Raw genomic sequence first — 24,158 nt, 5'->3', positions numbered from 1 at the left:
GGCCGGCGGTCGCGTCCCCGGCTCCGGCCGCGCGGCGCCGCGGTCGCCCGCCTCCCGTGCCTCGGGCGGCTCGTCGCCCTGCCCGGTGCGCGCCGGGGCGTCCTCCCGGGAGGGCGGGCGCTGCGGACCGGCCGGCGGCGGCGCGTAGGGGTTGCTCACCACGGCATTCTCCCGCACGGCCCGGCTAGGGTGTCGCCCCGTGACCCCCGTCCCCGCGCCCGCGAGCCCGTCCGGCCCCGTCCCCGGCCCCGCCGTGGGCCCCGCGGCGTCCCACCGGCCCGGCACCCGCGCGGCGGGACGCGTCGTGGTCCTGGTCTCCGGGGCCGGCACCAACCTCGCGGCCCTGCTCGCCGCGCACGGCACCCCCGGGTACCCCGCGCGGGTGGTCGGGGTGGTGGCCGACCGTGCGGGGGCCGGTGGCCTGGCGCTGGCCCGCGACGCCGGCGTGCCGACCGCGGTGGTGGCGCCGGGCGACTTCGAGGACCGCGGCGCCTGGGACCGGGCGCTCGCGGACGCGATCGGCGTGTTCCGGCCGGACCTCGTGGTGTCGGCGGGGTTCATGCGCATCCTCGGGGCCCCGGTGCTGGAGCGCTGGGAGAACCGGGTCGTGAACACCCACCCCGCCCTGCTGCCGTCGTTCCCGGGGGCGCACGCCGTCCGCGACGCGCTCGCGTTCGGGGCGAAGGTCACGGGCTGCACGCTGCACGTCGTGGACGCGGGCGTCGACACCGGACCGGTCGTGGCGCAGGTCGCGGTGCCGGTGCTGGACGGCGACGACGAGCCGACGCTGCACGAGCGGATCAAGGTCGCGGAGCGCGAGCTGCTGGTCACCTGGGTGGCCCGGGTCGTGGCCGAGGGGATGCGGGTGGAGGGCCGGTCGGTCACCGTCGGGCTCGGGTAGGCTCGTCCCGGCCGTGACTGGCGAGAGGTGGAATCGACCACCGGGGAGCGGCCGCAGTTCCCGCCGTCGCACCGTCCGCCTGGGTGCTCGGGTCCGACCACCGTGGCACCCGCCGTGGTGCCCGCCCGACCCGGAGGACCGCATGTCCCACGCCAGCCTGCCCCCCGTCGCGCCCGTCGCCGACCCGACCGCGGACGCCACCCGGCGTCCCGTCCGCCGCGCGCTGCTGTCCGTCTACGACAAGGCGGGCCTCGTCGAGCTCGCGACCGCCCTGCACGGGGCCGGCGTCGAGCTGGTGTCCACCGGCTCGACGGCGGCGACCGTGGCCGCGGCCGGCGTCCCGGTGACGCGCGTCGAGGACCTGACGGGGTTCCCGGAGTGCCTCGACGGGCGCGTGAAGACGCTGCACCCGCGCGTGCACGCGGGGATCCTGGCGGACACCCGCCGGCCGGAGCACCTGGCGCAGCTCGACGAGCTCGGCGTCGCCCCGTTCGAGCTGGTGGTCGTCAACCTGTACCCGTTCACGCAGACGGTGGCCTCCGGGGCGACGCCGGACGAGTGCGTCGAGCAGATCGACATCGGCGGCCCGTCGATGGTGCGCGCGGCGGCGAAGAACCACCCGAGCGTCGCGGTGGTCGTCGACCCGTCGGCCTACCCGGACGTCGTCGCGGCCGTCGGCGCCGGCGGCTTCACGCTGGCGGAGCGCGGCCGGCTCGCGGCGCAGGCGTTCGTGCACACCGCGAGCTACGACGTGGCCGTGGCGTCCTGGATGGGGAACGTCGCGACGACGACGGACGAGGTGGACGGCGTCAGCACCGGGTTCCCCGCCTGGGTGGGGGCGACGTGGGAGCGCGCGGACGTGCTGCGGTACGGCGAGAACCCGCACCAGCGCGCCGCCGTCTACACCTCCGCGCAGGGCCCGGCCGGGCTCGCGCAGGCGACGCAGCTCCACGGCAAGGCCATGTCGTACAACAACTACGTCGACGCCGACGCCGCCTGGCGCGCGGCGCACGACCACGAGGGCCCGGCGGTCGCGATCATCAAGCACGCGAACCCGTGCGGCATCGCCGTCGGCACGGACATCGCGGACGCCCACGCCAAGGCGCACGCCTGCGACCCGGTCTCCGCGTACGGCGGGGTCATCGCCGCCAACGGCACGGTCACGCTCGCGGCGGCGCAGCAGATCGCGGAGGTGTTCACCGAGGTCGTCGTCGCGCCGGCGTACGAGCCGGAGGCGCTCGAGGTGCTGCAGCGCAAGAAGAACGTCCGCCTGCTGGTGGTCGAGGGCGCCCCGTCCGCCGTCGTCGAGATGCGCCCGGTGAGCGGCGGGCTGCTGGTGCAGCAGGTGGACCGCGTCGACGCCCCCGGCGACGACCCGGCGACGTGGACGCTCGCGGCCGGCGACGCGGCCGACGGGGCCACCCTGGCCGACCTCGCGTTCGCGTGGCGCGCGGTGCGTGCCGTGAAGTCGAACGCCATCCTGCTGGCGGCGGACGGCGCGTCGGTCGGCGTCGGGATGGGCCAGGTCAACCGGGTGGACTCCTGCCGGCTCGCGGTCGAGCGGGCGAACGCCGGCGGCGCCGAGCGGGCGCGCGGCGCGGTCGCGGCCTCGGACGCGTTCTTCCCGTTCGCGGACGGCCTGCAGGTGCTGCTCGACGCGGGGGTGCGCGCCGTCGTGCAGCCCGGCGGCTCGGTGCGGGACGAGGAGGTCGTCGCGGCGGCGCAGGCCGCGGGCGTGACGCTCTACCTGACCGGCACCCGGCACTTCGCGCACTGAGGTCGCCGCCGGCGGCACCGGCCGGGCCGGCCGACGGGACCACCGTCCGGCGGCCCGGCCCCCGCCGTCTGCCATGATGCAGCCGGACCGGCGACGCAGGGCCGCGGCGCGGGTCGGCGTGAGGGGAGGCGGCATGCGGCGCGGGACCAACCTGCCCCGGATGGGGGACTTCAACCAGACGGTGGTCCTCGACGTCGTCCGGCGCGCCGGCGGCGGCCTCGCGCGGGCCGACGTCGCACGGCGCACGGGGCTGTCGCCGCAGACCGTCACGAACGTCGCCCGGCGGCTGCTGGACCTCGGGCTCGTCGTGGAGGAGGGCGCCACCGCGCGCTCGGGTCCAGGCCGGCCGGGCACGCTGCTGCGGCTGAACCCGGTGAGCCGGTTCGCGGTGGGCGTCCACCTGGACCCGGCGGCGATGACGTTCGTGCTGCTGGACCTGTCGGGCGCCGTGGTCGCGCGGCGGCAGCGCCCCACGCCGGTGCCGGAGGACCCGGGCGCCGTCGTGGACGGCCTGGTGGGGGAGATCGAGGGGCTGCTCGCGTCCGCGGAGGTCGAGCGCGACCGCGTGCTGGGGGTGGGCATCGCCGCCCCGGGACCGATCGACGTCGACGCCGGCGTGGTGCTGGACCCGCCGCACCTGCCCGGCTGGCACGACGTCCCGCTGCGGGACGCGGTCGCCGAGCGGACGGGCCTGCTGGCGGTGCTCGACAAGGACGTGACCGCGGCGGCGTGCGCCCACCTGTGGCACCCGCAGGAGCGGTCGTCGGACTTCGTGTTCTTCTACCTCGGCACCGGCGTCGCGGTGTCGACGGTGCTGCACGACGAGGTGGTGCGGGGGGTCTCGGGCAACGCGGGGGAGTCCGGGCACCTGGTGGCCGACCCGGACGGCGCCCCCTGCTGGTGCGGGCGCCGCGGCTGCCTGGGCGCGGTGCTGCGGGCGGAGGCGCTGGCGGAGCAGGGACGCGCGGCGGGCGTCGCGCTGCCCGGCTGGGGCGACGGGAGCGACCCGCGCGCGGTCGACGAGGCCGTCTCCGCGCTGTGCGCCGCGGCGGCGGCCGGCCACGCCGGGGCGCGGGACGTGCTGCGCCTGGCGGGACGCCGCGTCGGCATGGCGGCCGGCGTGCTGACGGACCTGCTGGACCTGCCGGCGATCCTGGTCGGCGGCCCGCTGTGGGACCGGATCGCCCCGTTCGCGGCGGACGCGCTCGCCGCGGAGGTCGCCGCGCACCCGGTCCCGGGCGGGCACCCGCTCACCGTGGCGTCGTCGGAGTTCGGGCCGCAGGTCGGGGCGGTCGGGGCCGGCTGCATCCTGCTGGGCCGGGCGTTCACCCCCCGGCCGACGGACCTGCTGCTGGTGAGCTGACGGCCAGCAGCACCTTGCCGCGGGCGGCGCCCGACGCGAGGTGGTCGACGGCCTCGGCCGCGCGCTCGAGCGGCAGCACGCGCTCCACGGCCGGCACCAGCGAGCCGTCGGCGAGCAGGTCGCGCAGCCGGGCCAGGGCGGCCGGGTCGTCGCGCGAGACGACGCCCACCAGGTGCTGGCGGACGAACGGCGACAGCAGCGCGGCCCGCAGCTGGCGGGTGGTGCCGCCGCCGAGGACGTCGCCGCCGCCCTCGGCCCCGACGAGGGCCAGCGCGCCGCGCGGTGCGAGCAGCCGGCGCAGGTCGCGCAGCGGGTCCAGCCCGCCGGTGACGACCACGCCGTCGTACCCCGTGCCCCACGCGGACCGGTCGGACCGGTCCACCACCGACTCCGGCCCCAGCGCACGGACCGTCGCGGCCTTGCCCGCTGAGGTCGCGGCCGTGACCCGGGCCCCCGCGAGGACCGCCAGCCGCACCGCGAGGGACCCCACGCCGCCGCCGGCCCCGAGCACGAGGACCCGCGAGCCCGCACCCACCCGCGCCGCCCGCAGGGCGTGCAGGGCCGTCGTCCCCGCGGTCGGCACCGCGGCGGCGTGCTCGGGTCGGACCCCCTCCGGGATCCGGGCCAGGGCGCGCTCACGGGTCAGCGCCAGCTCCGCGAACGCGGCCGGCGCGGTGCCGAGCACGGCGTCGCCGGGCCGCAGCGACGCGACCTCGGGCCCGACCGCCCGGACGACGCCGGCGAGGTCGCGGCCCAGCCCGTGCTCGCGCGGGGCCCGGAGGCCGAACACCAGCCGGGCCACCGACGGCAGCCCCGTCATGAGGTGCCAGTCCGCCATGTTCACGCCCGCGGTCCCCACCTCGACGAGCACCTGGTCGCGCACCGGCGCCGGCGGGTCGGCCCGCCGCACCACCCGCAGCACCGAGGAGTCCCCGTACCGCTCCCGCACCACCGCCCTCATGCCCGGTCTCCCTCCGGCTCGTAAGCGAACACCTGGTCGATCGGCCGCCCCAGGGCGCGGGCGATCTGGAACGCCAGCTCGAGCGAGGGCGAGTACCGCCCCTGCTCCACGGCGATGACGGTCTGGCGCGTGACGCCGAGGGTCGCCGCGAGCTGCGCCTGGGTGAGGCCCTGCTCCGTGCGCAGCGCGCGGACCCGGTTGGTCACGGACGTGGGCCTCACCACGGGCCGACCCCGCGCCGGAACGCCACGAGCCGCGCGGCGGCGGACAGCACCGCCGACAGCACGAACCCGAGGTACAGCGTGTTGGCGATCCAGAAGTGGTCCGCCTCCCGCAGCGCGAGCAGGAGGGCCCCGACGCCGCCGAGCACGAGGAACGCCTGGCCGACGTGCTCGCCGAGCCGCTCGATCTCCCGCTCCCGCTCGTCCCGGACCGCGCGGTCGGGGGAGAGGGCGCCGAGCACGATCCCCGCGAGGATCCCTGCGGCCACCGCGGCCCCGACGGTGGCGAGCATCGGGCCGGCGTAGGCGACGTCCGTCAGGGCGCCGCCGTCCGCCCGCGTCAGCACCACGGCGAGGTAGGCGGCGTACCCGAGGACGGCGACGACGCCGTACGCCCAGGTGTTCTTCTCCTGGTAGGACATGGCCCCTCGCTCTCCGTGTGTCAAAGATGTTTGACATCGCGACGGTAGGGGCACCGTGGGCGCCGTGTCAAACATCTTTGACATCGCCCGACGGCACGGGGGGTGCCGGGCGGGGGCGACCCCTTGACAGCAATTCATCCAGACGTTGTAGTTATCGGGGTCCTGGCAGCGCCGCCACGGACCGTGCCCGTGGAGCAAAGGAGCATCCATGCGTCTGCAGAAGCCCGTCCTCGCGTCCGGAGCCGTCCTCGCCCTCGGCCTCGTGGCCGCCTGCGGCAGCGGCGGGGGCGAGAGCGCCGGCGACGACACCACCATCACCGTCGCCTACCAGAAGACCGCGCAGTTCGTGCAGCTCGACGACGTGCTGAAGAAGGCCAAGGACGAGTACGAGGCCGCCCACGAGGGCATGACCGTCGAGCTGGTGGCCATCGAGGCCGAGCAGGACCAGTACTTCACCAAGCTCGCCCTCATGAACGGCTCCGCCGGCACGGCCCCCGACGTCATCTACGAGGACACGTTCCAGATCCGCTCGGACGCCGCGGCCGGGTACCTGCAGCCGATCGACGAGTACGTCGAGGCGTGGGAGGACTGGGACCAGTTCCCGGAGAACGCCCGCCAGGCCGGGCTCGGCGACGACGGCCAGGTGTACGGCGTCTCGATGGGCACCGACACCCGCGGCATCTTCTACAACAAGGACCTGTTCGAGCAGGCCGGCCTGCCGACCGACTGGCAGCCCGAGACCTGGGACGACGTGCTGGAGGCCGCGCGCACCGTCAAGGCCGAGCTGCCCGACGTGACGCCGCTCAACGTCTACGCCGGCAAGGCCGCGGGCGAGGCGACCACGATGCAGGGCTTCGAGATGCTGCTGTACGGCACGGACGACGAGCTGTACGACGCCGACTCCCAGAAGTGGGTCACCGGCTCGCGGGGCTTCGTCGACTCGCTCGGGTTCCTCCAGACCATCTACTCGGAGGGCCTCGCGCCGTCGCTCGACATCGCGCTCGACGCGTCGGTCGGCGCCCGCGTCGCCACCGAGCTGCTGCCGCAGGGCAAGCTCGCCATGGCCGTCGACGGCTCGTGGCTGCCCGGCGGCTGGATCACCGGCGACAACGCGTGGCCCGAGTGGGAGGACACGCTGGGCATGGCGGCGATGCCGACCCAGGACGGGCAGGACCCGGGCTTCACGTCGATGTCCGGCGGCTGGACGCTCGCCGTCGGCGCGCACGCCAACGACCCGCAGGCCGCGTTCGACTTCATCGCCACCGCCCTGAACCGCGAGAACTCGCTGAAGTACGACACCGAGAACTCCCAGATCGCCGTGCGCACCGACGTGGCGGAGGACCCGGAGTACCTCGACTTCAACCCGTCGTTCGAGTTCTTCAGCTCGCTGGTCGAGTACACGCACTTCCGGCCCGCGACGCCCGACTACTCGCAGATCTCGTCCAACATCCAGGTCGCGGCCGAGTCGGTGGCGACCGGGCAGGCGACGCCGGAGGAGGCCGCCGCCGCGTACGACGAGGGGCTGGTGTCCATCGTCGGCGAGGACGCGACGCAGGCCGCCGGCTGATGACGGCCCTCACGCTCGACCGGGCGGCGGCGGACCGGGGGCCCGGCTCCCGGCCCCGCCGCCGCCCGGGGCGGACCGCGCTGCGGCTGCTGCCCCTCCTGCCGGCCGTCGCGCTCATGGCGGTGTTCCTCGCCGGGCCGGTGCTGTGGTCGTTCTACGGCTCGCTCACCAACCAGGCGCTGACGGGGTACCGCGCGGCCAACCCCGAGTTCGTGGGGCTCGACAACTACGCGTCGCTGTTCGCGGACGGGGACTTCTGGAAGGCCGTCGTGCTGACGGTCGTGTTCGTCGGCGCGTCGGCGGTGGTCGGGCAGAACGTGCTCGGCATGGCGCTGGCGCTGCTGCTGCGGGCGGCGGCCCGGCCGCTGCGCGCGGTGGTGTCGGCGCTGGTCGTGGTCGCGTGGGTGCTGCCGGAGATCGTGGCGGCGTTCGCGCTCTACGCGTTCTTCTCCACCGACGGCACGCTGAACCAGGTGCTCGGGTGGGTCGGGCTGACCGGGCCGACGTGGCTCATCACGTTCCCGATGCTCGCCGTGATCCTCGCGAACATCTGGCGCGGCACGGCGTTCTCGATGATGGTCTACGGCGCCGCGCTGTCGGAGGTCCCGCCCGACGTCACGGAGGCCGCCGCGATCGACGGCGCCACCGGGCCGCAGCGGTTCTTCCGCATCACGCTGCCGATGATCCGGCGGTCGGTGTCGACGAACCTCATGCTCACCACGCTCCAGACGCTCGCGGTCTTCACGCTCATCTGGGTGATGACCGGCGGCGGGCCGGGCACGGACTCCTCGACGCTGCCGGTGCTGGCGTACCAGGAGGCGTTCAAGTTCGCGCAGGTCGGCTACGGCACGGCCATCGCGACCGTGACGCTGCTGGTCGGGGCCGTCTTCTCGATCGTGTACATCCGCGTGCTCAAGCCGGAGGTCGACTGATGGCCGCGCTCACCGCCCCGACCGCCCCCGTCGCGCCGTCTGGCCGGCCGCGCCGCCCCCGGCCGGTGCCGTCCGTCGCCGCGCCCCGCCGGCGCAGCGGCCGCGTGCTCGTGGCGGCGGCGCTGGTGCTCGTCGGCGTCGCTTTCCTGGTGCCGCTCGCGTGGATCCTGCTGGCGGCCCTCGACCCCGCGGCCACCGTCTCGGTGCGGGTGCCGGACTCCCTCACGACGGACAACTTCGCGCAGATCCTCACGTGGGAGGCGACCTTCAGGCCGCTGTGGAACTCGACGCTCATCTCCGGCGGGACGGCGGTGCTGACGGTGCTGGCGTCGGTGCTCGCTGCCTACCCGCTGTCGCGGTACCAGATGCGGTTCCGCAAGCCGTTCCTCTACGCCATCCTGTTCGGCACCTGCCTGCCGATCACCGCGATGATGGTCCCGGTCTACGCGCTGTTCGTGAACCTGGGGCTGCTGGACTCGGTGCCCGGCACGGTGTTCTTCCTCGCGGCGACCTCGCTGCCCATGGCCATCTGGATGACCAAGAACTTCATGGACTCCGTGCCCGTGTCCCTGGAGGAGGCCGCGTGGGTGGACGGCGCCGGGTCGATGACCGCCCTGCGGCGCATCGTCGTCCCGCTCATGCGGCCCGGCATCGCGGTGGTGTTCATCTTCGTGTTCACGCAGGCGTGGGGGAACTTCTTCGTCCCGTTCGTGCTGCTGTTCTCGCCGGACAACCAGCCGGCCGCGGTCGCGATCTACAGCTTCTTCGGCACGTACGGCACGGTCGCCTACGGCAGGCTCGCCGCGTTCTCGATCCTCTACTCCGTGCCGGTGCTCGTGCTGTACCTGCTGGTGCAGCGGTTCTCCGGCGGCTCGTTCGCCATGTCCGGCGCCGTCAAGGGCTGACCGGCCCCGCTCCGTCGTCCCCGTCCACCCGCACCCCACCGGAAGGTCCAGCCATGCCCGTCGACGCCGCCGCCACCGTCCTGCAGCGCGTGCAGCGGTTCCTGCACGAGCGCCTCACCCCGGCCCTGGTCGCCGGCCGGGCGCCGCTCACCGTCACCGCCTGGACCGCGCCGGGGGAGCCCGTGCCGTTCGCGGAGGCCGTCGCGCAGGAGTACGTGGCCGCGCCGCCGGGGACGGCGTGGGGGGCGCCGTGGAGCACGACGTGGTTCCGGATGACCGGCGCGGTGCCGGAGGGCTGGCTCGCGTCCGAGGCCGTGCGGGCGGGGCGGCACACCGTCGAGCTCGCCATCGACCTGGGGTTCACGACGACGCAGCCCGGGTTCCAGGCGGAGGGCCTCGTGCTGCGGCCCGACGGCGTCGCGGTCAAGGGCCTGTCGCCCCGCAACCAGGCGGTGCCGTGGGCCGAGCCGCGCGTGGACGTCTACGTCGAGGCCGCGGGGAACCCGGACGTCGGCAGCAGCACCTGGTACGGCCCCACCCCTCTCGGCGACCCGCTCACCGCCGGCACCGACCCGCTGTACGCGCTGCGGTCCGCCGAGGTCGTGCTGCGCGACGTCGAGGTGTGGGAGCTGTGGCAGGACCTGCTGGTGGTGCAGGGCCTGGTGGAGACCGGCGACCGCGGCTCCACCCGCTGGGCGCGCGCGATGCGGGCCCTGGACCTCGTCGTCGACGCGGTGGACCCGCGCGACGTCGCGGGGACGGCGACCGCCGGCCGGGCGGCGCTGCGGCCCGTGCTCGACGTGCCCGCGGCGCCCGGGGGGCACCGCGTGCTCGCGACCGGCCACGCGCACATCGACTCCGCGTGGCTGTGGCCGGCCCGGGAGACCGTGCGCAAGTGCTCCCGGACGTTCGCCAGCGTGGTGGCGCTCATGGACGAGCGGCCGGACTTCGTGTTCGCCTGCTCGTCCGCGCAGCAGTACGCGTGGGTCGCCGAGCGGCACCCCGAGCTGTTCGAGCGGATCCGCGCGAAGGTCGCGGCGGGGCAGTTCGTCCCCGTCGGCGGGATGTGGGTGGAGTCGGACACGAACATGCCCGGCGGTGAGGCGCTCGCCCGGCAGATGGTCGAGGGCAAGCGGTACTTCCTCGAGGAGCTCGGCGTCGAGACGCAGGACGTCTGGCTGCCCGACTCCTTCGGCTACACCGGCGCGCTGCCGCAGATCGTCCGCGCCGCGGGGTCGCGGTGGTTCCTGTCGCAGAAGCTGTCCTGGAACGACACCAACCGGATGCCGCACCACACGTTCACGTGGGAGGGCATCGACGGCTCCCGGGTGCTCGCGCACTTCCCGCCGGTCGACACCTACAACTCCGACCTGTCCCCGCGCGAGCTCGTGCACGCCGAGCGGAACTTCGCGGACAAGGACGTGGCGTCCGAGTCGCTCGTCCCGTTCGGCTGGGGCGACGGCGGCGGCGGCCCGACGCGGGAGATGCTCGCCGCCGCCGACCGGGCGCGGTCCCTCGGAGGACTGCCCGAGGTCGAGCTGGGCTCGCCGAACACGTTCTTCGAGCGCGCCGAGGCGGAGCTCGCCGCCGCCGGCCCGGGCACGCCCGCGGTCTGGTCCGGCGAGATGTACCTGGAGTACCATCGCGGCACCTACACGTCGCAGGCGCGGACCAAGCGCGGCAACCGGCGCAGCGAGCACCTGCTGCGCGAGGCCGAGCTGTGGGCGGCGACGGCCACCGTGCGGACCGGGGCTCACTACCCGGCCGACGAGCTGCGCGCGCTGTGGCGGGTCGTCCTGCTGCACCAGTTCCACGACATCCTGCCCGGCTCGTCGATCGGCTGGGTGTACCGGCAGGCGGAGGAGGCGTACGCCGACGTCGAGCGGCGGGCGGAGGCCGTGATCGGGGCGGCGCTCGCGGTGCTCGTCGGCGACGGCGACGCGACCGTCCGGCTCAACGCGGCGCCGCACGCGCGCGACGGGGTGCCCGCGCTCGGCGGCGCGGTCGCGGCCGACGGTGGGGCCGGCGGCGCGGCGGGGCCGGGCGGTGCGGCGGACGCGGTCGACGGGCCCGGGGCCGACGGGTCGGGCACCGTCCAGGTGCTGCGCACCGACGACGGCACGCTGCGGGTGCGGACCGACGTGCTGGACGTCCGGCTGACCGCGGGCGGCCAGCTCGCCTCGGTGCGGGACCTGGTGGCCGACCGGGAGGTCGTCGCGCCGGGCACCGTGGCCAACCTGCTGCAGCTGCACCGGGACGTGCCCCGGCAGTGGGACGCGTGGGACATCGACGCCGAGTACCGCCGGACCGTGCAGGACCTGGTCGACGCCGACGCGGTCGAGGTGGTGGCCGAGAAGCCCGACCGCGCGGTGGTCCGCACCTCCCGGCGGGTCGGCGACTCCACGGTCGTGCAGGAGCTGACCTTCCGCCCGGGCACGCGTGCCGTCGAGATCGACACGGAGGTCGACTGGCACGAGCGGCAGCGGCTCCTCAAGCTGGCGTTCCCGCTGGACGTGCACGCCGACCGCTCGGCCGCCGAGACGCAGTTCGGCCACGTCGTGCGGCCGACGCACACGAACACCTCGTGGGACGCGGCGCGCTACGAGATCTGCGCGCACCGCTGGGTGCACGTCGGCGAGCCCGGCTACGGCGTCTCGGTGGCGAACGACGCCACCTACGGCCACGACGTCACGCGGTCCCCGCTGCCCGGCGGCGGCACCGCGACGGTGGTGCGCCAGTCGCTGCTGCGGGCTCCGCTGTTCCCCGACCCGGAGGCCGACCAGGGCGCGCACCGGTTCCGCACGGTGCTGCACGTCGGCGCGAGCATCCCCGAGGCGGTGGTGGACGGCTACCGGACGAACCTGCCGGTCCGCGAGGTCCGGGGCGCGGCGGCCGTCGACCCCCTGGTCGCCGTGTCGGGTGCGGGCGTCGTCGTGGAGGCCGTGAAGCTGGCGGACGACGGGTCCGGCGACGTCGTGGTGCGGCTGTACGAGGCGCACGGCGCGCGCGGGCGGGCGGTGGTGACGCCGGGGTTCGCCGCGTCCGGCGTGCGCGAGGTGGACCTGCTGGAGCGGGAGGTGGAGCCGCGTGCCCTGGCCGGGGCGGGCGGCGCGACCGCGACCCTCGAGGTGCGCCCGTTCCAGCTGGTGACGCTGCGGTTCGCGCGCGGGTGAGGCGGGCGCGAGGTCGCGGACCCGGGTACCTGCGAGTCCACAGGCAGCTCGCAGACCCGCCCCAGGTCGCGGCCAGGTGACCGCGGGAGCCTCGGCCCGGTGACGGTGCGCCCGTCACCGGACCGTCGCCCCCCGCCGGAGGAACCCACCGATGACCGCGCGCCCCGCCGACCAGCAGAAGCTGCCCAAGAAGGAGCGCAAGGCGCTCGCCCGCGAGCTCGCCCGGCTCCAGCGGGAGCGGGAGGCGCGGCGCAGGCGCCGGAACCGGCGGCTCGGGTGGGCGGGGGCGGGGACCGGGGCGGTCGCCGCGGGCGTCGTCGCCGTGCTGCTCGTCCAGGCGTCGGTGCGCGCCGGGCACGTCGGCCCGCTCGGCATGCTGTCCGACGGCGTCGTGCTGTCCGGCGACGGCTCCACCGTCTCCGTCGTGCCGACCGACGCGATCCCCGCCGGCGGCGCCCCCGTGGCCACCGCGGTCGACCGCACGTCCGGCGTGCTCGACCTCGTCCTGTACGTCGACTACCGCTCGCCGGAGGCCGCGGCGCTCTGGCAGGCGGACGGGTCGGAGATCGCGCAGTGGGTGACCGCGGGGAACGCCACGCTGGAGGTGCACCCGCTGGCGCTGCTCGACGGCACCACGGTCGCCGCGCCGTCGGCCCCGACGACCGCGTCCCCGGAGCCGTCCGCGTCGGCCACCACCACCCCCGCCACCGTCACCACCGGCGACTACTCCCTGCGCGCCGCCGGGGCGCTCGCGTGCGTCGCGGACGGGCAGCCCGACGCGGTGCTGGCGGTGCACGAGGCGCTGCTGGCCGCCCAGCCGGGGCTCGACGCGGACGGGCTGGACGACGACGAGCTCGTCGCGCTCGTGCAGGACGCCGGCGCGCGGGACGACGCGGTGGCGGACTGCGTGCGCTCGGGCGGCTTCACGGACTGGGCGCGCGAGGCCACCGACCGGGCGGCGGACTCCGTCCCGTTCGACGTCGGCAGCGTGACGACCAGCCCGGTGCTGCTGGTGGGCGGGCGCGCGTACACGGGCGCCCTCGACGACCCGGCGGCGCTGAGCACGTTCGTCACGGAGGTGGCGGGTCAGCTCGCGGCCGCGGCCCAGGCGAGCGCGTCGCCGACCCCGACCCCGACCCCGAGCGCGTCGCCGAGCGCGTCGCCGTCGGCCGAGCCCGCCGACTGACCGGACGTGCGGGCCCGCCCCCGCCGGGCGCACCCCGGCCGGTCGACGTCAGCCCGCGAGCGCCCGGGCGAGCGGCACGGCGGGGTCGGCGGCCCGCGCGCGGTCGAGCACCGGCAGCGCGGCGCCCGAGAACAGCCGGCGCGCCCCGCCGACGTCGCGCGGCCGGTCGACGCAGAACACGGCCGTGAGCCGGTCCGTCCCGGGCTCGAACCACAGCGCGGACCAGCCGTCGGCCGCCGCGGGGTCGCCGCGCAGCAGCACCTCGTCGGCCGCCCCGGGCACGCCGTGCAGCGCCAGCTCGTGCCCGAGCTGCGTCGAGAACACGTACGGGGCGACGTCCGGCTCGGCGGGCTCCCGGCCGAGCAGGCCGGCCACCGCGACCGCCGGCCCGCGCAGGGCCGCGTCCCAGTGCCCGCCCGGCACCCAGCCGTGCCGGGCGGAGCGCCGCGTCGCCGCGTCGCCGACCACCCGCACGCGCGCCCGGACCCCGAGCGGGGCGTACAGCTCGTCGACCCGCACCGCCCCGTCGGGGCCGGTGGGGAGCGCCCCGGCGAGCCAGGCCGTCGCGGGCCGCGCACCGACCGCCACGAGCACCGCGTCTGCGGGCAGCACGGTGCCGTCGGCGAGCGTCACGGCGTCGGCGGCCACGGCCGCGACCGGCACCCCGGCGAGCAGCCGCACGCCCGCGGCCGCGTACCAGGGCACCGTCAGCCCGCCGACCCGCGGACCGAGCACGGCGCCGAGCGGCTCCGGGCGGGCCTCGACGACGGTCACGTCCGCCCCGGCCGCCGCGGCGACCGTCGCCACCTCCGCGCCGACCCACCCGGCGCCGACCACGACGAGCCGGCGCCCGGCGGGGACGCCGTACGGGCCGGTCGGCGCGGCGGACGACGACGCCGGCGCGCCGACCCCGAGCGCCGCCCGCAGGCGTCCGGCGTCCGCGGCGGTGTGCAGGGTGTGCGCCGCGTCCCAGCCGGGCGGCCGCACCGCCGCCGCGCCGGTCGCGACGACGACGGCGTCGCCGGTCACGTCGTCGTCCGCGGTCCGCACGACCACCTGCGGCCCCGTCAGGTCCAGGCCGGTCGCCGGTGTGCCGAGCCGCACCTCGTCGGCGAGCTCCAGGGCGTCCGCGCCGAGCTCGTCCGCGAGCCACGCGGGCGCCGGCCGGTCCAGCAGGTGCTTCGACAGCGGGGGACGGTCGTACGGCGCCACGGGCTCCGCCCCCAGCACGGTCACCCGCCCGGTGAAGCCCTGCGCCCGCAGCTCCAGCACGGTCCGCGCACCGGCCAGGCCCGCCCCGACGACGACGACCGACCCGGGCGGCGCGTCCGGCTCCCCGTGCGGCGGGACGACGGCGGGACGGTCGGAGGCGGGCACGTCGTCACCGTAGCCGGGGGCTGCGCCGGTGCGCCGTACCGCCCGGGTACGCTCGGGATCCGGCGCGCCCCCGGAGCGCGCACCGGAGGGAGCACCAGGTGAGCGGCGAGACCCGCGGCGACGGCGGGACCGGGCCGGACGAGCCGGCGGGGCAGCCGCTCGACGGCCCGGGTGCCGGCGGGCCGGACGGCTCCGGCACCGACGCCCCCGGCGGGGAGACGACCGAGCGCACGCCGGCGACGTGGCCCGCCCTCGACGGCGGGACGCCGCCGGCGTCCGAGCCGGCCGACGTCCCGGACGCCGCACCTCCCGCCGCGGACCCGCTCGCGGGCACCGAGCGGTTCGACGCCGACGGTCGTCCCCTCGACCCGCGTGCGATCGCCCGGGCCTCGCTGGACGCCGACCGCAACTGGTCGCTGTGGGTCATCTCGCTCGCGGTGGTGCTGGTCGTCTCGCTCGCCGTCGCGGCCGGCACCCCGGTCGGCGCGCTGGTGCTGGCCGCGTTCCTGGCGTGCTGCGCGGTCGTGCGCGGCGTGGTGCGCGGCGGCCCGGCGGCCCTGGTCGTGCGCAGCCGGGCGACCGACGTGACGGTGCTGGCCGGCCTCGCCGTGTCCATCGCCGTGCTGTCGCAGGTGGTGCCCGTCCCGGCGCCCTGACGCACCGGGACGCACGAACCCCGCGACGCGCGACGCCCGGGACGCAGGAGGGGCGGCGACCCGACCGGGTCGCCGCCCCTCCTGCGTCGTGCCGCGGGTCAGCGCAGCGGCTCGACCTCGACGGCCTCGATCTCGAGCTCCTCGTCCAGCAGCTCGTCGTCCTCGGGAGCCGTGGCGAACGCGCGGTACAGCACGCCCGCGACGAGCGCGCCGACGAGCGGGCCGACCCAGAACACCCACACCTGGCCCCACGCCCACGACTCGGCGAAGATCGCCGCCGCGGTGGCGCGGGCCGGGTTGAGGGCGGCGTTGGTGACCGGCAGCGCGACGAGCGTCGCGAAGCCGACCGTGAGGCCGATGGCGACGCCCGCCTGGCCGCGGGACGAGCGTCGGCCGGTCGCGGCGAGGTACACGCCCACGAGGACCGCGACGAGCACGGCCTCGATGAGCAGGGCCGCGACCACGCTGAAGCCCTCGGTGCTGCTGGTCTGCAGCGCGAGCGGGGAGTGGGCGTCGAAGCCGTTCGCGGCGCCGCCGAAGAACTCGCGCTCACGGCTGTCGAGCAGCGGGAACGACGAGGCGACGACGAACAGCACGGCCGCGGCCAGCGCACCGCCGACGACCTGCGCGACCCAGTACGGCAGCACGTGCGACCACGGCGTGCGGCCGGCGACCGCCGAGCCGAGCGTCACCGCCGGGTTGAAGTGCCCGCCGGAGACGTGCGCGACGGCGACGAACGCCGCGATCACGCCGAAGCCGTACGCGAGCGCCACGGCCAGCGTCTGACCGGTGAACTGCGCGAACAGCCCGGCGCCGATCACCGCGAGCAGCACGACGAACGAGCCGAACAGCTCCGCGCCGAGCCGCGCGGCCAGCGAGGGGCCGGTGAGCGTCGCGGCCACGGCCTCGATCTCCACGTCGTCCTCGATGTCGGGCGTGGCGGTGCCGTAGCCGCTCGCCGCGCCGTAGCCCACGGGCACGGCGGCCGGGGCGGGCGCCGCGGCGGGGGAGGGGGCGGCGGTCGGCTCTCCTGCGGCCGGGGCGGCCGGGGCGGGCGTCGCCGGGGTCGCGGCGGCGGAGGTGTCGGTCGACGGCGCTGCGGTCCCGTCCTGCGGCCGGCCGGTCGCCTCGGGGGCGTCCGGGACCTCGGCGGGGTTGTCCTTCGACATGGTCATCCGTTTCGTCCGGGTGCGGGGTGGGTGCGGATGCGGTGCGTGGCGCGCACCGGGCACATCCGTCCAGCATGCCAGCGTTCCCTGTGCGGCGCCGGGCCCCTGCGCCGCGAAGTCTCTCGACGTCAAGTAATCTGGCGCCCATGGCGAAGATCAAGGTGGTTGGACCGGTCGTCGAGCTCGACGGTGACGAGATGACGCGGATCATCTGGCAGTTCATCAAGGACCGCCTGATCCATCCGTACCTCGACGTCGACCTGCGCTACTACGACCTGTCGATCGAGAACCGCGACGCGACGGACGACCAGGTCACGATCGATGCGGCGCACGCGATCAAGGAGCACGGCGTCGGCGTGAAGTGCGCGACCATCACGCCCGACGAGGCGCGCGTCGAGGAGTTCGGCCTCAAGAAGATGTGGCGCTCCCCGAACGGCACGATCCGCAACATCCTCGGCGGCGTGGTGTTCCGCGAGCCGATCATCATCAGCAACATCCCGCGCCTGGTCCCGGGCTGGAACAAGCCCATCATCATCGGCCGCCACGCCCACGGCGACCAGTACAAGGCCACCGACTTCCGCGTGCAGGGCGCCGGCACGCTGACCCTCACGTTCACCCCGGCGGACGGCTCCGAGCCCATCCAGCAGGAGGTCGTGACGTACCCCGAGGGCGGGGGCGTCGCGATGGCGATGTACAACTTCGACGAGTCGATCCGCGACTTCGCGCGCGCCTCGTTCGCGTACGGCCTGCAGCGGCAGTACCCGGTGTACCTGTCGACCAAGAACACGATCCTCAAGGCCTACGACGGCCGGTTCAAGGACCTGTTCCAGGAGGTGTTCGACGCCGAGTTCGCGGCCGCCTTCGCCGAGGCCGGCCTGACGTACGAGCACCGCCTCATCGACGACATGGTCGCCTCCGCCATGAAGTGGGAGGGCGGCTACGTCTGGGCGTGCAAGAACTACGACGGCGACGTGCAGTCCGACACCGTCGCGCAGGGCTTCGGCTCGCTCGGCCTCATGACGTCGGTGCTCATGACCCCCGACGGCCGGACCGTCGAGGCGGAGGCCGCGCACGGCACCGTCACCCGGCACTACCGCCAGCACCAGGCGGGCAAGCCGACGTCGACCAACCCGATCGCGTCGATCTTCGCCTGGACCGGCGGCCTCAAGCACCGCGGGACGCTGGACGGCACCCCCGAGGTCACGCAGTTCGCGGAGACCCTCGAGGACGTCGTGGTCAAGACGGTCGAGAGCGGCAAGATGACCAAGGACCTCGCGCTGCTCGTCGGTCCCGAGCAGGCGTGGCTGACCACCGAGGAGTTCCTCGCGGCGCTCGACGAGAACCTCGCCGCCCGCCTCGGCTGACCCCGCACCGACGCCCGCCGACCCGCTGCCCGCCACGACGGGCCGGGCGGCGGGCGTCGTCGTCAGCGCCCGGGCGCCGCGGCGAGCAGGGTCTGGCGTCACGTCGTGAAGGCACCCCGGGCGGGCCCGACGCGCGTCACGGCGCGGGTCGTGGCGGCTGTATCCTCGACGCCGTGGGCACTGATCGGGTGACCCCGGGCTCGCAGTCTTCACTCCGTGAAGCCAACCGTGCCCGGATCGTGAGTGCCGTCCAGCAGCGTGGCTCGCTCACGCAGGTCGAGCTGGCCGGTGTCACGGGGCTGTCGCCGGCCACGGTGTCGAACATCGTCAAGGAGCTCACCGGCGCGGGCGTCCTGCACACCACGCCCACCTCCCGCAGCGGCCGCCGCGCCCAGCAGGTCACCCTCGCGCGCAACCTCGGCCTCGTCGGCGGCGTCCACTTCGGCGCCCGGTCCCTGCGCGTCACGGTCGCGGACGTCGCGCACCGCATCGTCGCGGACCAGCGGATGCCCCTGCCCCCGGACCACCGGGCGGACGCGGGCCTGGAGCGGGCGTCGCTGCTGCTGACCGAGCTCGTCGACTCCGTCGAGGCCACGATGTCGGAGGTCCTCGCGGTCGGCGTCGGCGTGCCCGCCCCGGTCGACCCCGTCTCCGGGCGCATCGTCTCCGTCGGCGTGCTGCGCGGCTGGGACGGCGTCTCGGTGACCGAGGTGCTGGAGCGCCGCCTCGGGGTGCCCGTGCAGGTCGACAACGACTCGAACCTCGGCGCGCTCGCGGAGCTGCGGCTCGGGGCCGCCCGCGGCAAGCGGCACGTGCTGTACCTGCGCCTGTCGCACGGCGTCGGCAGCGGACTCGTCCTGGACGGCCGCGTCTACCACGGCCGGTCCGGCGCGGCGGGGGAGTTCGGGCACATCACGATCGACGACAACGGCCCGATCTGCCGCTGCGGCAACCGCGGCTGCCTGGAGACCTTCATCGGCGCGCCCGCGCTGCTCTCGATGCTCGAGGCCAGCCACGGGCACCTCACGCTGCCGGACGTGATCTCCCGCGCGCAGGAGGGGGACCCGGGCTGCCGGCGCGTCATCTCCGACGCGGGCCGGGCGCTCGCCGTCGCGGCGGCCAACACCTGCAACCTGTTCGACCCCGAGCTCGTCGTGGTCGGCGGGCGGCTCGCCGAGGCGGGGCCGATCCTGCTCGACACGTTCCGCAGCGTGCTCGCCCAGCGCACGCTGCCGAGCACCGCGGGGCCCGTCGAGGTGGTCGTCTCCGAGCTCGGCACCGCGGCGGAGGTGCGCGGGGCCCTGGCCCTGGCGCTCGACCACGCCGGTATTGCCCGCTCGGTGGCAGTGGCAGGATGACCCGGTGCAGCACGGCGCAGGGGAGCGACGCAGCGGAGGAGGACGTCCGATGACGACGACACCCGTCCTGTCGGTGCGGGGCGTGTCCCGCAACTACGGTGCCGTGCGCGCGCTCGTCGACGTCGACCTCGACATCCACGCGCACGAGGTGGTCGCCATCGTCGGCGACATCGGGGCCGGCAAGTCCACCCTCGCGCGCGTCATGTCGGGCGCCCTGGCCCCGGACGCCGGCCACATCGAGGTCGACGGCACGCCGGTCGCGATCCCGTCGACGCGCGAGGCCCGCGAGCTCGGCATCGCGACCGTGTTCCAGGACCTCGCGCTCTGCGAGAACCTCGACGTCGTCCAGAACCTGTTCCTCGGGCAGGAGCTCCGCCGCGGCGGGATGCTCGACGAGCGGCAGATGGAGCGGCGCGCGTGGGAGGTGCTGAGCCAGCTCGCGGCCCGGGTGCCGTCCGTGCGGGCGCCCGTCCGCGCGCTGTCCGGCGGGCAGCGGCAGGCCGTCGCGGTCGCCCGGGCCCTGGTCGGCAACCCGCGCGTCGTCGTGCTGGACGAGCCGCTGGCGTCGCTCGGCATCTCGCAGACCGCCGAGGTGCTCAACATGGTCGAGCGGCTGCGGGAGAGCGGCCTCGGGGTCGTCATGATCAGCCACTCGATGGTGGACGTGCAGGCCGTCGCGGACCGGATCGTCGTGCTGCGGCTCGGGCGGATCAACGGCGACTTCGACGCGCAGCACGCGTCCTACGAGGACCTCATCGCGGCGATCACCGGCATCACGCCGACCGGCCGGACGGCCCGGCCGCACCGCCCCGCCGCGATCTGACCGCGGCGGTCCGACCCCGGCCGGCCGCGCCGGCGCGGGCCGTCAGCGGAAGACGATCGTGCGGTGCCCGTCCAGCAGCACCCGGTGCTCCGCGTGCCACCGCACCGCGCGCGCCAGCGCCCGGCGCTCCACGTCCTGGCCGAGCGCGACCAGGTCCGCGACGGCGCGGGTGTGGTCCACGCGCTCGACGTCCTGCTCGATGATCGGGCCCTCGTCGAGGTCGCCCGTCACGTAGTGCGCGGTCGCGCCGATGAGCTTCACGCCGCGGTCGTGCGCCTGCGCGTACGGGCGGGCGCCCTTGAACGACGGCAGGAACGAGTGGTGGATGTTGATGACCCGCCCGGCCAGCGCCCGGCACAGGTCGTCGGACAGGATCTGCATGTAGCGCGCGAGCACCACCAGCTCGACGTCGAGCTCGTCCACCAGGCGCAGCAGCTCCGCCTCCGCGGCGGCCTTCGTGTCCTTCGTGACCGGCACGTGGTGGAACGGGATGTCGTAGAACGCCGCGAGGTCCGCCAGCGCCGTGTGGTTCGACACGAGGCCGACGATGTCGACCGGCAGCCCCTCGGACCGCTGCCGGAACGCCAGGTCGTTCACGCAGTGCGCGGCCGTCGACCCGAGCAGCAGGGTGCGGATGCGGCGTCCCGCGACGTCGAGCGACCAGTCCATGGAGAACCGCGGCGCGAGGGCGCCGAGCGCGGACTCCAGCTCCTCGCGGGTACGGGCCGCGGCGACCTCCACCCGCATGAAGAACAGCCCCGAGAGCGGGTCGCCGAACTGCTGCGACTCGGTGATGTTCCCCCCGTGCTCCGCGAGCAGCCCCGCGACCGCGGCGACGATGCCCGGCTGGTCGGGGCAGGACAGCGACAGCACCCAGGAGGTCGTGGTGGTGGACACGAGGGGAGGGTACCCGCGGCCCGGCGCGCGGGGCGGCGGCGCCCGGGATGCGGCCGTTCACCCGCGCGTCGGGACCTGTGGGTGGTCGGGGCCGCGCGCGGCCTGAGACGATGGGGTGCATGAGCGAGACCGAGGTGACCATCCGCCCCGTCGCCGACGCCGAGGCGGGCGAGCTGCTGACCCTGCGCCGCGCCGCGTTCGTCACCGAGGCGCAGCAGTACGACGACCCGCACATCCCGCCCCTCACGCAGACCCTGTCGGAGCTGCGCGCGGACCTCGCGGCCGAGGGCGTCGTCACGCTCGGCGCGTGGGCCGGGCACCGCCTGGTCGGGTCCATCCGCGTCGTCATCGAGGGCCGCAAGGCCACGCTCGGCCGGTTCGCGGTGGCCCCCGACCAGCAGGGCCACGGCATCGGGACCCGGCTGCTGCTCGCGATCCTCCCGCACCTGCCGGAGGACGTGGAGGAGATCTGGGTGTTCACCGGGCGCGACTCGGTGCAGAACCTCGCGCTGTACGAGAAGCACGGCTACACCCACGAGCACGACCAGACCGTCGGGGACCTCACGTACGCGTACCTGCGGCGCATCCTCGGGGACGACGACGCGGAGGCCCCGGCCACGGCGTGAGGCCGGGCGGTGCGCGCCCGCGTCGTCCCGAGCGGCGGACCGCCGACCCGCCGGCACGGCGTCGTTGCTAGGCTGACGCAGGTCGCGACTGGCGCACAGGTGGGGCACCACCGGGGAGCGACGCGAGCAGCACGACGTCGGGTCGGACGCCTGGGCCCCGCGGTCATCCACACACCACCGGTGTGCGGCCGACGACCGACCGCGCACGCCGACTGCCGAGGAGACGCATGAGCGCCGACACCACGCCCCTGCTCGACCAGAACCTGTCCCAGGTGGACCCGGAGATCGCGGCGGTCCTGGACGGGGAGCTCGCCCGCCAGCAGGGCACGCTCGAGATGATCGCGTCCGAGAACTTCGTGCCGCGCGCCGTCCTGCAGGCGCAGGGCTCCGTGCTCACGAACAAGTACGCCGAGGGCTACCCGGGCCGTCGCTACTACGGCGGCTGCGAGCAGGTCGACATCGCGGAGAACCTCGCGATCGCCCGCGCGAAGGACCTGTTCGGTGCCGAGCACGCCAACGTCCAGCCGCACTCCGGCGCCACCGCGAACGCGGCCGTGCTGCACGCCCTCGCCAGCGCCGGCGACCGCATCCTCGGCCTCGAGCTCGCGCACGGCGGCCACCTCACGCACGGCATGAAGATCAACTTCTCCGGCAAGCTCTACGACGTCGGCGCGTACGGCGTGAACCCGGACACCTTCCTCATCGAGCCGGAGGCGATCCGCGAGGCCGCCCTCAGGCACCGGCCGCAGGTCATCATCGGCGGCTGGTCCGCCTACCCGCGGCACCTCGACTTCGCCGCGATGCGGGAGATCGCCGACGAGGTCGGCGCGAAGCTCTGGGTCGACATGGCGCACTTCGCCGGCCTCGTCGCCGCGGGCCTGCACCCGTCGCCCGTGCCCTACGCCGACGTCGTGTCGTCCACCGTGCACAAGACGATCGGCGGCCCCCGCTCGGGCTTCATCCTGAGCCGTGAGGAGTACGCCAAGAAGATCGACTCCGCGGTGTTCCCGGGCCAGCAGGGCGGCCCGCTCATGCACGTCATCGCCGCCAAGGCCGTGTCGTTCAAGATCGCCGGCTCGGAGGACTTCCGCGACCGCCAGCAGCGCACCATCGACGGCGCCCGGATCATCGCCGACCGGCTGGTGTCGCCCGAGGTCGCCGCCGCGGGCGTCTCCGTGCTGACCGGCGGCACCGACGTGCACCTGGTGCTGGTCGACCTGCGGCACTCGTCGCTCGACGGCCAGCAGGCCGAGGACCTCCTGCACGACGTCGGCATCACCGTGAACCGCAACGCGGTGCCGTTCGACCCGCGCCCCCCGCGCGTCACGTCCGGCCTGCGGATCGGCACGCCGGCGCTCGCGACCCGCGGGTTCGGTGACGCCGAGTTCACCGAGGTCGCGGACATCATCGCGACCGCGCTGACCGCCGGTGCCGCCGCCGACGTCGAGGCGCTGCGCGCGCGTGTGGCCAAGCTGGCCGACGCGTTCCCGCTGTACCCCGGCCTCCAGCAGTACTGACGGGGACTGCGACATGACGGCGAAGACGCTCGACGGCAAGGCCACGGCCGCCGCGATCAAGGACGAGCTCAAGGCGCGGGTGGCGGTGCTCGCGGAGCGCGGCATCACGCCTGGGCTCGGCACGCTGCTGGTGGGGGAGGACCCGGGCTCGGTGTCCTACGTCGCCGGCAAGCACCGGGACTGCGCGGAGGTCGGCATCGCGTCCATCCGCGAGGACCTGCCCGCGGACGCCTCCCAGGAGGACATCGAGGCCGCCGTGCAGCGGCTCAACGAGGACCCGGCGTGCACCGGGTTCATCGTGCAGCTGCCGCTGCCGCGGGGCATCGACACCAACCGGGTGCTCGAGCTCGTCGACCCCGACAAGGACGCCGACGGCCTGCACCCGACCAACCTGGGCCGGCTGGTGCTGCGGGTCAACGAGGAGATCGACTCCCCGCTGCCCTGCACGCCGCGCGGCATCATCGAGCTGCTGACGCGGCACGGGGTGTCCCTCGCGGGGGCGGACGTCACGGTCATCGGGCGCGGCACGACGGTCGGGCGGTCCATCGGGCTGCTGCTGACCCGCCGCGCCGTGAACGCGACGGTGACGCTCACGCACACGGGCACCGCCGACCTCGGCGAGCACACCCGCAACGCCGACGTGATCGTCGCCGCCGCCGGCGTGCCGGGGATCCTCACGGCCGACCTGGTGAAGCCGGGCGCCGTGGTGGTCGACGTGGGCGTCTCCCGGGTGTCCGACCCGGAGACGGGCAGGAGCCGGATCGCCGGTGACGTCGACGCCGGCGTGGCCGAGGTGGCCGCGTGGGTGAGCCCGAACCCGGGCGGCGTCGGGCCGATGACCCGCGCGATGCTCCTCGCGAACGTCGTCGAGGCGGCCGAGCGCCAGGCCTGACGCCACCGCTCGGACGCCGAGGGCACGCACGACCAGCCCCTCGGACGCCTCCGCGAGGCTTGCGCGGACCG

21 protein-coding genes and 2 riboswitches are annotated in these 24,158 nt (G+C 75.6%); of the genes, 15 read left to right on the top strand and 6 right to left on the bottom strand.

Annotated features, from left to right (window positions below):
* The first annotated feature begins 253 nt into the window (after nucleotides 1–253).
* The 3 genes from purN to AAHH18_RS15785 all read left to right on the top strand — a co-directional run bounded on the left by purN (nucleotide 254) and on the right by AAHH18_RS15785 (nucleotide 4,041).
* Nucleotides 254–901, top strand: a complete 648-nt coding sequence (gene purN, locus AAHH18_RS15795) for a phosphoribosylglycinamide formyltransferase (protein ID WP_283321983.1) — start codon at nucleotides 254–256, stop codon at nucleotides 899–901.
* 3 nt (nucleotides 902–904) lie between these two features.
* Nucleotides 905–993, top strand: a riboswitch (ZMP/ZTP riboswitch).
* A gap of 50 nt (nucleotides 994–1,043) precedes the next feature.
* Nucleotides 1,044–2,678 carry a bifunctional phosphoribosylaminoimidazolecarboxamide formyltransferase/IMP cyclohydrolase gene (gene purH, locus AAHH18_RS15790; RefSeq protein WP_343302265.1) on the top strand — a complete coding sequence of 545 codons (1,635 nt, stop codon included), beginning with the start codon at nucleotides 1,044–1,046 and terminating at the stop codon, nucleotides 2,676–2,678.
* A 133-nt stretch (nucleotides 2,679–2,811) separates the two neighbouring features.
* Entirely contained in the window at nucleotides 2,812–4,041 is a 1,230-nt protein-coding gene (locus AAHH18_RS15785) for an ROK family transcriptional regulator (RefSeq protein WP_343302264.1), read from the top strand.
* Here AAHH18_RS15785 and AAHH18_RS15780 read toward each other — a convergent pair.
* The 3 genes from AAHH18_RS15780 to AAHH18_RS15770 are packed head-to-tail and all read right to left on the bottom strand — an operon-like array spanning nucleotide 4,004 to nucleotide 5,645.
* Entirely contained in the window at nucleotides 4,004–5,002 is a 999-nt protein-coding gene (locus tag AAHH18_RS15780; protein WP_343302263.1) for an NAD(P)-dependent alcohol dehydrogenase, read from the bottom strand. The genes AAHH18_RS15785 and AAHH18_RS15780 overlap by 38 nt on opposite strands.
* Entirely contained in the window at nucleotides 4,999–5,226 is a 228-nt protein-coding gene (locus AAHH18_RS15775; protein ID WP_283319576.1) for a helix-turn-helix transcriptional regulator, read from the bottom strand. Before AAHH18_RS15775 ends, AAHH18_RS15780 begins: the two co-directional genes overlap by 4 nt.
* Nucleotides 5,220–5,645: a hypothetical protein gene (locus tag AAHH18_RS15770; RefSeq protein WP_283319577.1), complete on the bottom strand. Its 426-nt coding sequence runs from the start codon at nucleotides 5,643–5,645 to the stop codon at nucleotides 5,220–5,222. The genes AAHH18_RS15775 and AAHH18_RS15770 overlap by 7 nt, the downstream gene beginning before the upstream one ends.
* Nucleotides 5,646–5,853: 208 nt before the next feature.
* Between AAHH18_RS15770 and AAHH18_RS15765 the strand changes: the two genes are divergently transcribed.
* The 5 genes from AAHH18_RS15765 (at nucleotide 5,854) to AAHH18_RS15745 (ending at nucleotide 13,408) form a co-directional block, all read left to right on the top strand.
* Nucleotides 5,854–7,212 carry an extracellular solute-binding protein gene (locus AAHH18_RS15765; protein ID WP_343302262.1) on the top strand — a complete coding sequence of 453 codons (1,359 nt, stop codon included), beginning with the start codon at nucleotides 5,854–5,856 and terminating at the stop codon, nucleotides 7,210–7,212.
* Nucleotides 7,212–8,144 carry a carbohydrate ABC transporter permease gene (locus tag AAHH18_RS15760; protein ID WP_343302261.1) on the top strand — a complete coding sequence of 311 codons (933 nt, stop codon included), beginning with the start codon at nucleotides 7,212–7,214 and terminating at the stop codon, nucleotides 8,142–8,144. The genes AAHH18_RS15765 and AAHH18_RS15760 overlap by 1 nt, the downstream gene beginning before the upstream one ends.
* Nucleotides 8,144–9,049 (top strand): carbohydrate ABC transporter permease, encoded by a 906-nt coding sequence (locus AAHH18_RS15755; protein ID WP_343302260.1) that lies wholly within the window; start codon nucleotides 8,144–8,146, stop codon nucleotides 9,047–9,049. The genes AAHH18_RS15760 and AAHH18_RS15755 overlap by 1 nt, the downstream gene beginning before the upstream one ends.
* 53 nt (nucleotides 9,050–9,102) lie before the next feature.
* Nucleotides 9,103–12,222, top strand: a complete 3,120-nt coding sequence (locus AAHH18_RS15750; RefSeq protein WP_343302259.1) for an alpha-mannosidase — start codon at nucleotides 9,103–9,105, stop codon at nucleotides 12,220–12,222.
* Between the two features lie 151 nt (nucleotides 12,223–12,373).
* On the top strand, nucleotides 12,374–13,408 hold the full coding sequence (locus AAHH18_RS15745) for a DsbA family protein (RefSeq protein WP_343302258.1): 1,035 nt from the start codon (nucleotides 12,374–12,376) through the stop codon (nucleotides 13,406–13,408).
* A gap of 48 nt (nucleotides 13,409–13,456) precedes the next feature.
* On the opposite strand, the gene AAHH18_RS15740 is transcribed toward AAHH18_RS15745, so the two are convergent.
* A complete protein-coding gene (locus tag AAHH18_RS15740) occupies nucleotides 13,457–14,785 on the bottom strand; it encodes an FAD-dependent oxidoreductase (RefSeq protein WP_343302257.1) in 1,329 nt (442 codons plus the stop codon).
* Nucleotides 14,786–14,883: 98 nt separating this feature from the next.
* Here AAHH18_RS15740 and AAHH18_RS15735 point away from each other — a divergent pair, with 98 nt between their 5' ends.
* The gene (locus AAHH18_RS15735) at nucleotides 14,884–15,441 is read left to right on the top strand and encodes a DUF3017 domain-containing protein (RefSeq protein WP_343302256.1); all 558 of its coding nucleotides are present in this window, start codon (nucleotides 14,884–14,886) and stop codon (nucleotides 15,439–15,441) included.
* A 98-nt stretch (nucleotides 15,442–15,539) separates the two neighbouring features.
* Here the strand turns inward: AAHH18_RS15735 and AAHH18_RS15730 are convergent, their stop codons facing one another.
* Nucleotides 15,540–16,616 carry an aquaporin gene (locus AAHH18_RS15730; protein WP_343302255.1) on the bottom strand — a complete coding sequence of 359 codons (1,077 nt, stop codon included), beginning with the start codon at nucleotides 16,614–16,616 and terminating at the stop codon, nucleotides 15,540–15,542.
* A 140-nt stretch (nucleotides 16,617–16,756) separates the two neighbouring features.
* Between AAHH18_RS15730 and AAHH18_RS15725 the strand changes: the two genes are divergently transcribed.
* The 3 genes from AAHH18_RS15725 to AAHH18_RS15715 all read left to right on the top strand — a co-directional run bounded on the left by AAHH18_RS15725 (nucleotide 16,757) and on the right by AAHH18_RS15715 (nucleotide 20,155).
* Nucleotides 16,757–17,974, top strand: coding sequence for an NADP-dependent isocitrate dehydrogenase (locus AAHH18_RS15725; protein ID WP_283319586.1), 1,218 nt, complete (start codon nucleotides 16,757–16,759; stop codon nucleotides 17,972–17,974).
* A gap of 239 nt (nucleotides 17,975–18,213) precedes the next feature.
* Entirely contained in the window at nucleotides 18,214–19,332 is a 1,119-nt protein-coding gene (locus AAHH18_RS15720) for an ROK family transcriptional regulator (protein ID WP_343302254.1), read from the top strand.
* A gap of 49 nt (nucleotides 19,333–19,381) precedes the next feature.
* Complete coding sequence (locus AAHH18_RS15715) at nucleotides 19,382–20,155, top strand: ATP-binding cassette domain-containing protein (protein ID WP_283319588.1); 774 nt, start codon at nucleotides 19,382–19,384, stop codon at nucleotides 20,153–20,155.
* Between the two features lie 42 nt (nucleotides 20,156–20,197).
* Here AAHH18_RS15715 and purU read toward each other — a convergent pair whose 3' ends face one another.
* The gene (gene purU, locus AAHH18_RS15710) at nucleotides 20,198–21,052 is read right to left on the bottom strand and encodes a formyltetrahydrofolate deformylase (protein ID WP_283319589.1); all 855 of its coding nucleotides are present in this window, start codon (nucleotides 21,050–21,052) and stop codon (nucleotides 20,198–20,200) included.
* A gap of 119 nt (nucleotides 21,053–21,171) precedes the next feature.
* Between purU and AAHH18_RS15705 the strand changes: the two genes are divergently transcribed.
* The 3 genes from AAHH18_RS15705 to AAHH18_RS15695 all read left to right on the top strand — a co-directional run bounded on the left by AAHH18_RS15705 (nucleotide 21,172) and on the right by AAHH18_RS15695 (nucleotide 24,087).
* Complete coding sequence (locus AAHH18_RS15705) at nucleotides 21,172–21,678, top strand: GNAT family N-acetyltransferase (RefSeq protein ID WP_283319590.1); 507 nt, start codon at nucleotides 21,172–21,174, stop codon at nucleotides 21,676–21,678.
* Nucleotides 21,679–21,752: 74 nt separating this feature from the next.
* Nucleotides 21,753–21,841: riboswitch (ZMP/ZTP riboswitch) on the top strand.
* A 64-nt stretch (nucleotides 21,842–21,905) separates the two neighbouring features.
* Nucleotides 21,906–23,195, top strand: a complete 1,290-nt coding sequence (glyA, locus tag AAHH18_RS15700; protein WP_343302253.1) for a serine hydroxymethyltransferase — start codon at nucleotides 21,906–21,908, stop codon at nucleotides 23,193–23,195.
* Between the two features lie 13 nt (nucleotides 23,196–23,208).
* The gene (locus AAHH18_RS15695; protein ID WP_283319592.1) at nucleotides 23,209–24,087 is read left to right on the top strand and encodes a bifunctional methylenetetrahydrofolate dehydrogenase/methenyltetrahydrofolate cyclohydrolase; all 879 of its coding nucleotides are present in this window, start codon (nucleotides 23,209–23,211) and stop codon (nucleotides 24,085–24,087) included.
* Nucleotides 24,088–24,158: the final 71 nt, after the last annotated feature.

Origin of the sequence: Cellulomonas olei (genome assembly GCF_039548315.1) — a bacterium.
Taxonomy (GTDB): domain Bacteria; phylum Actinomycetota; class Actinomycetes; order Actinomycetales; family Cellulomonadaceae; genus Cellulomonas.
This window is presented reverse-complemented; position numbering and strand designations above follow the sequence as displayed.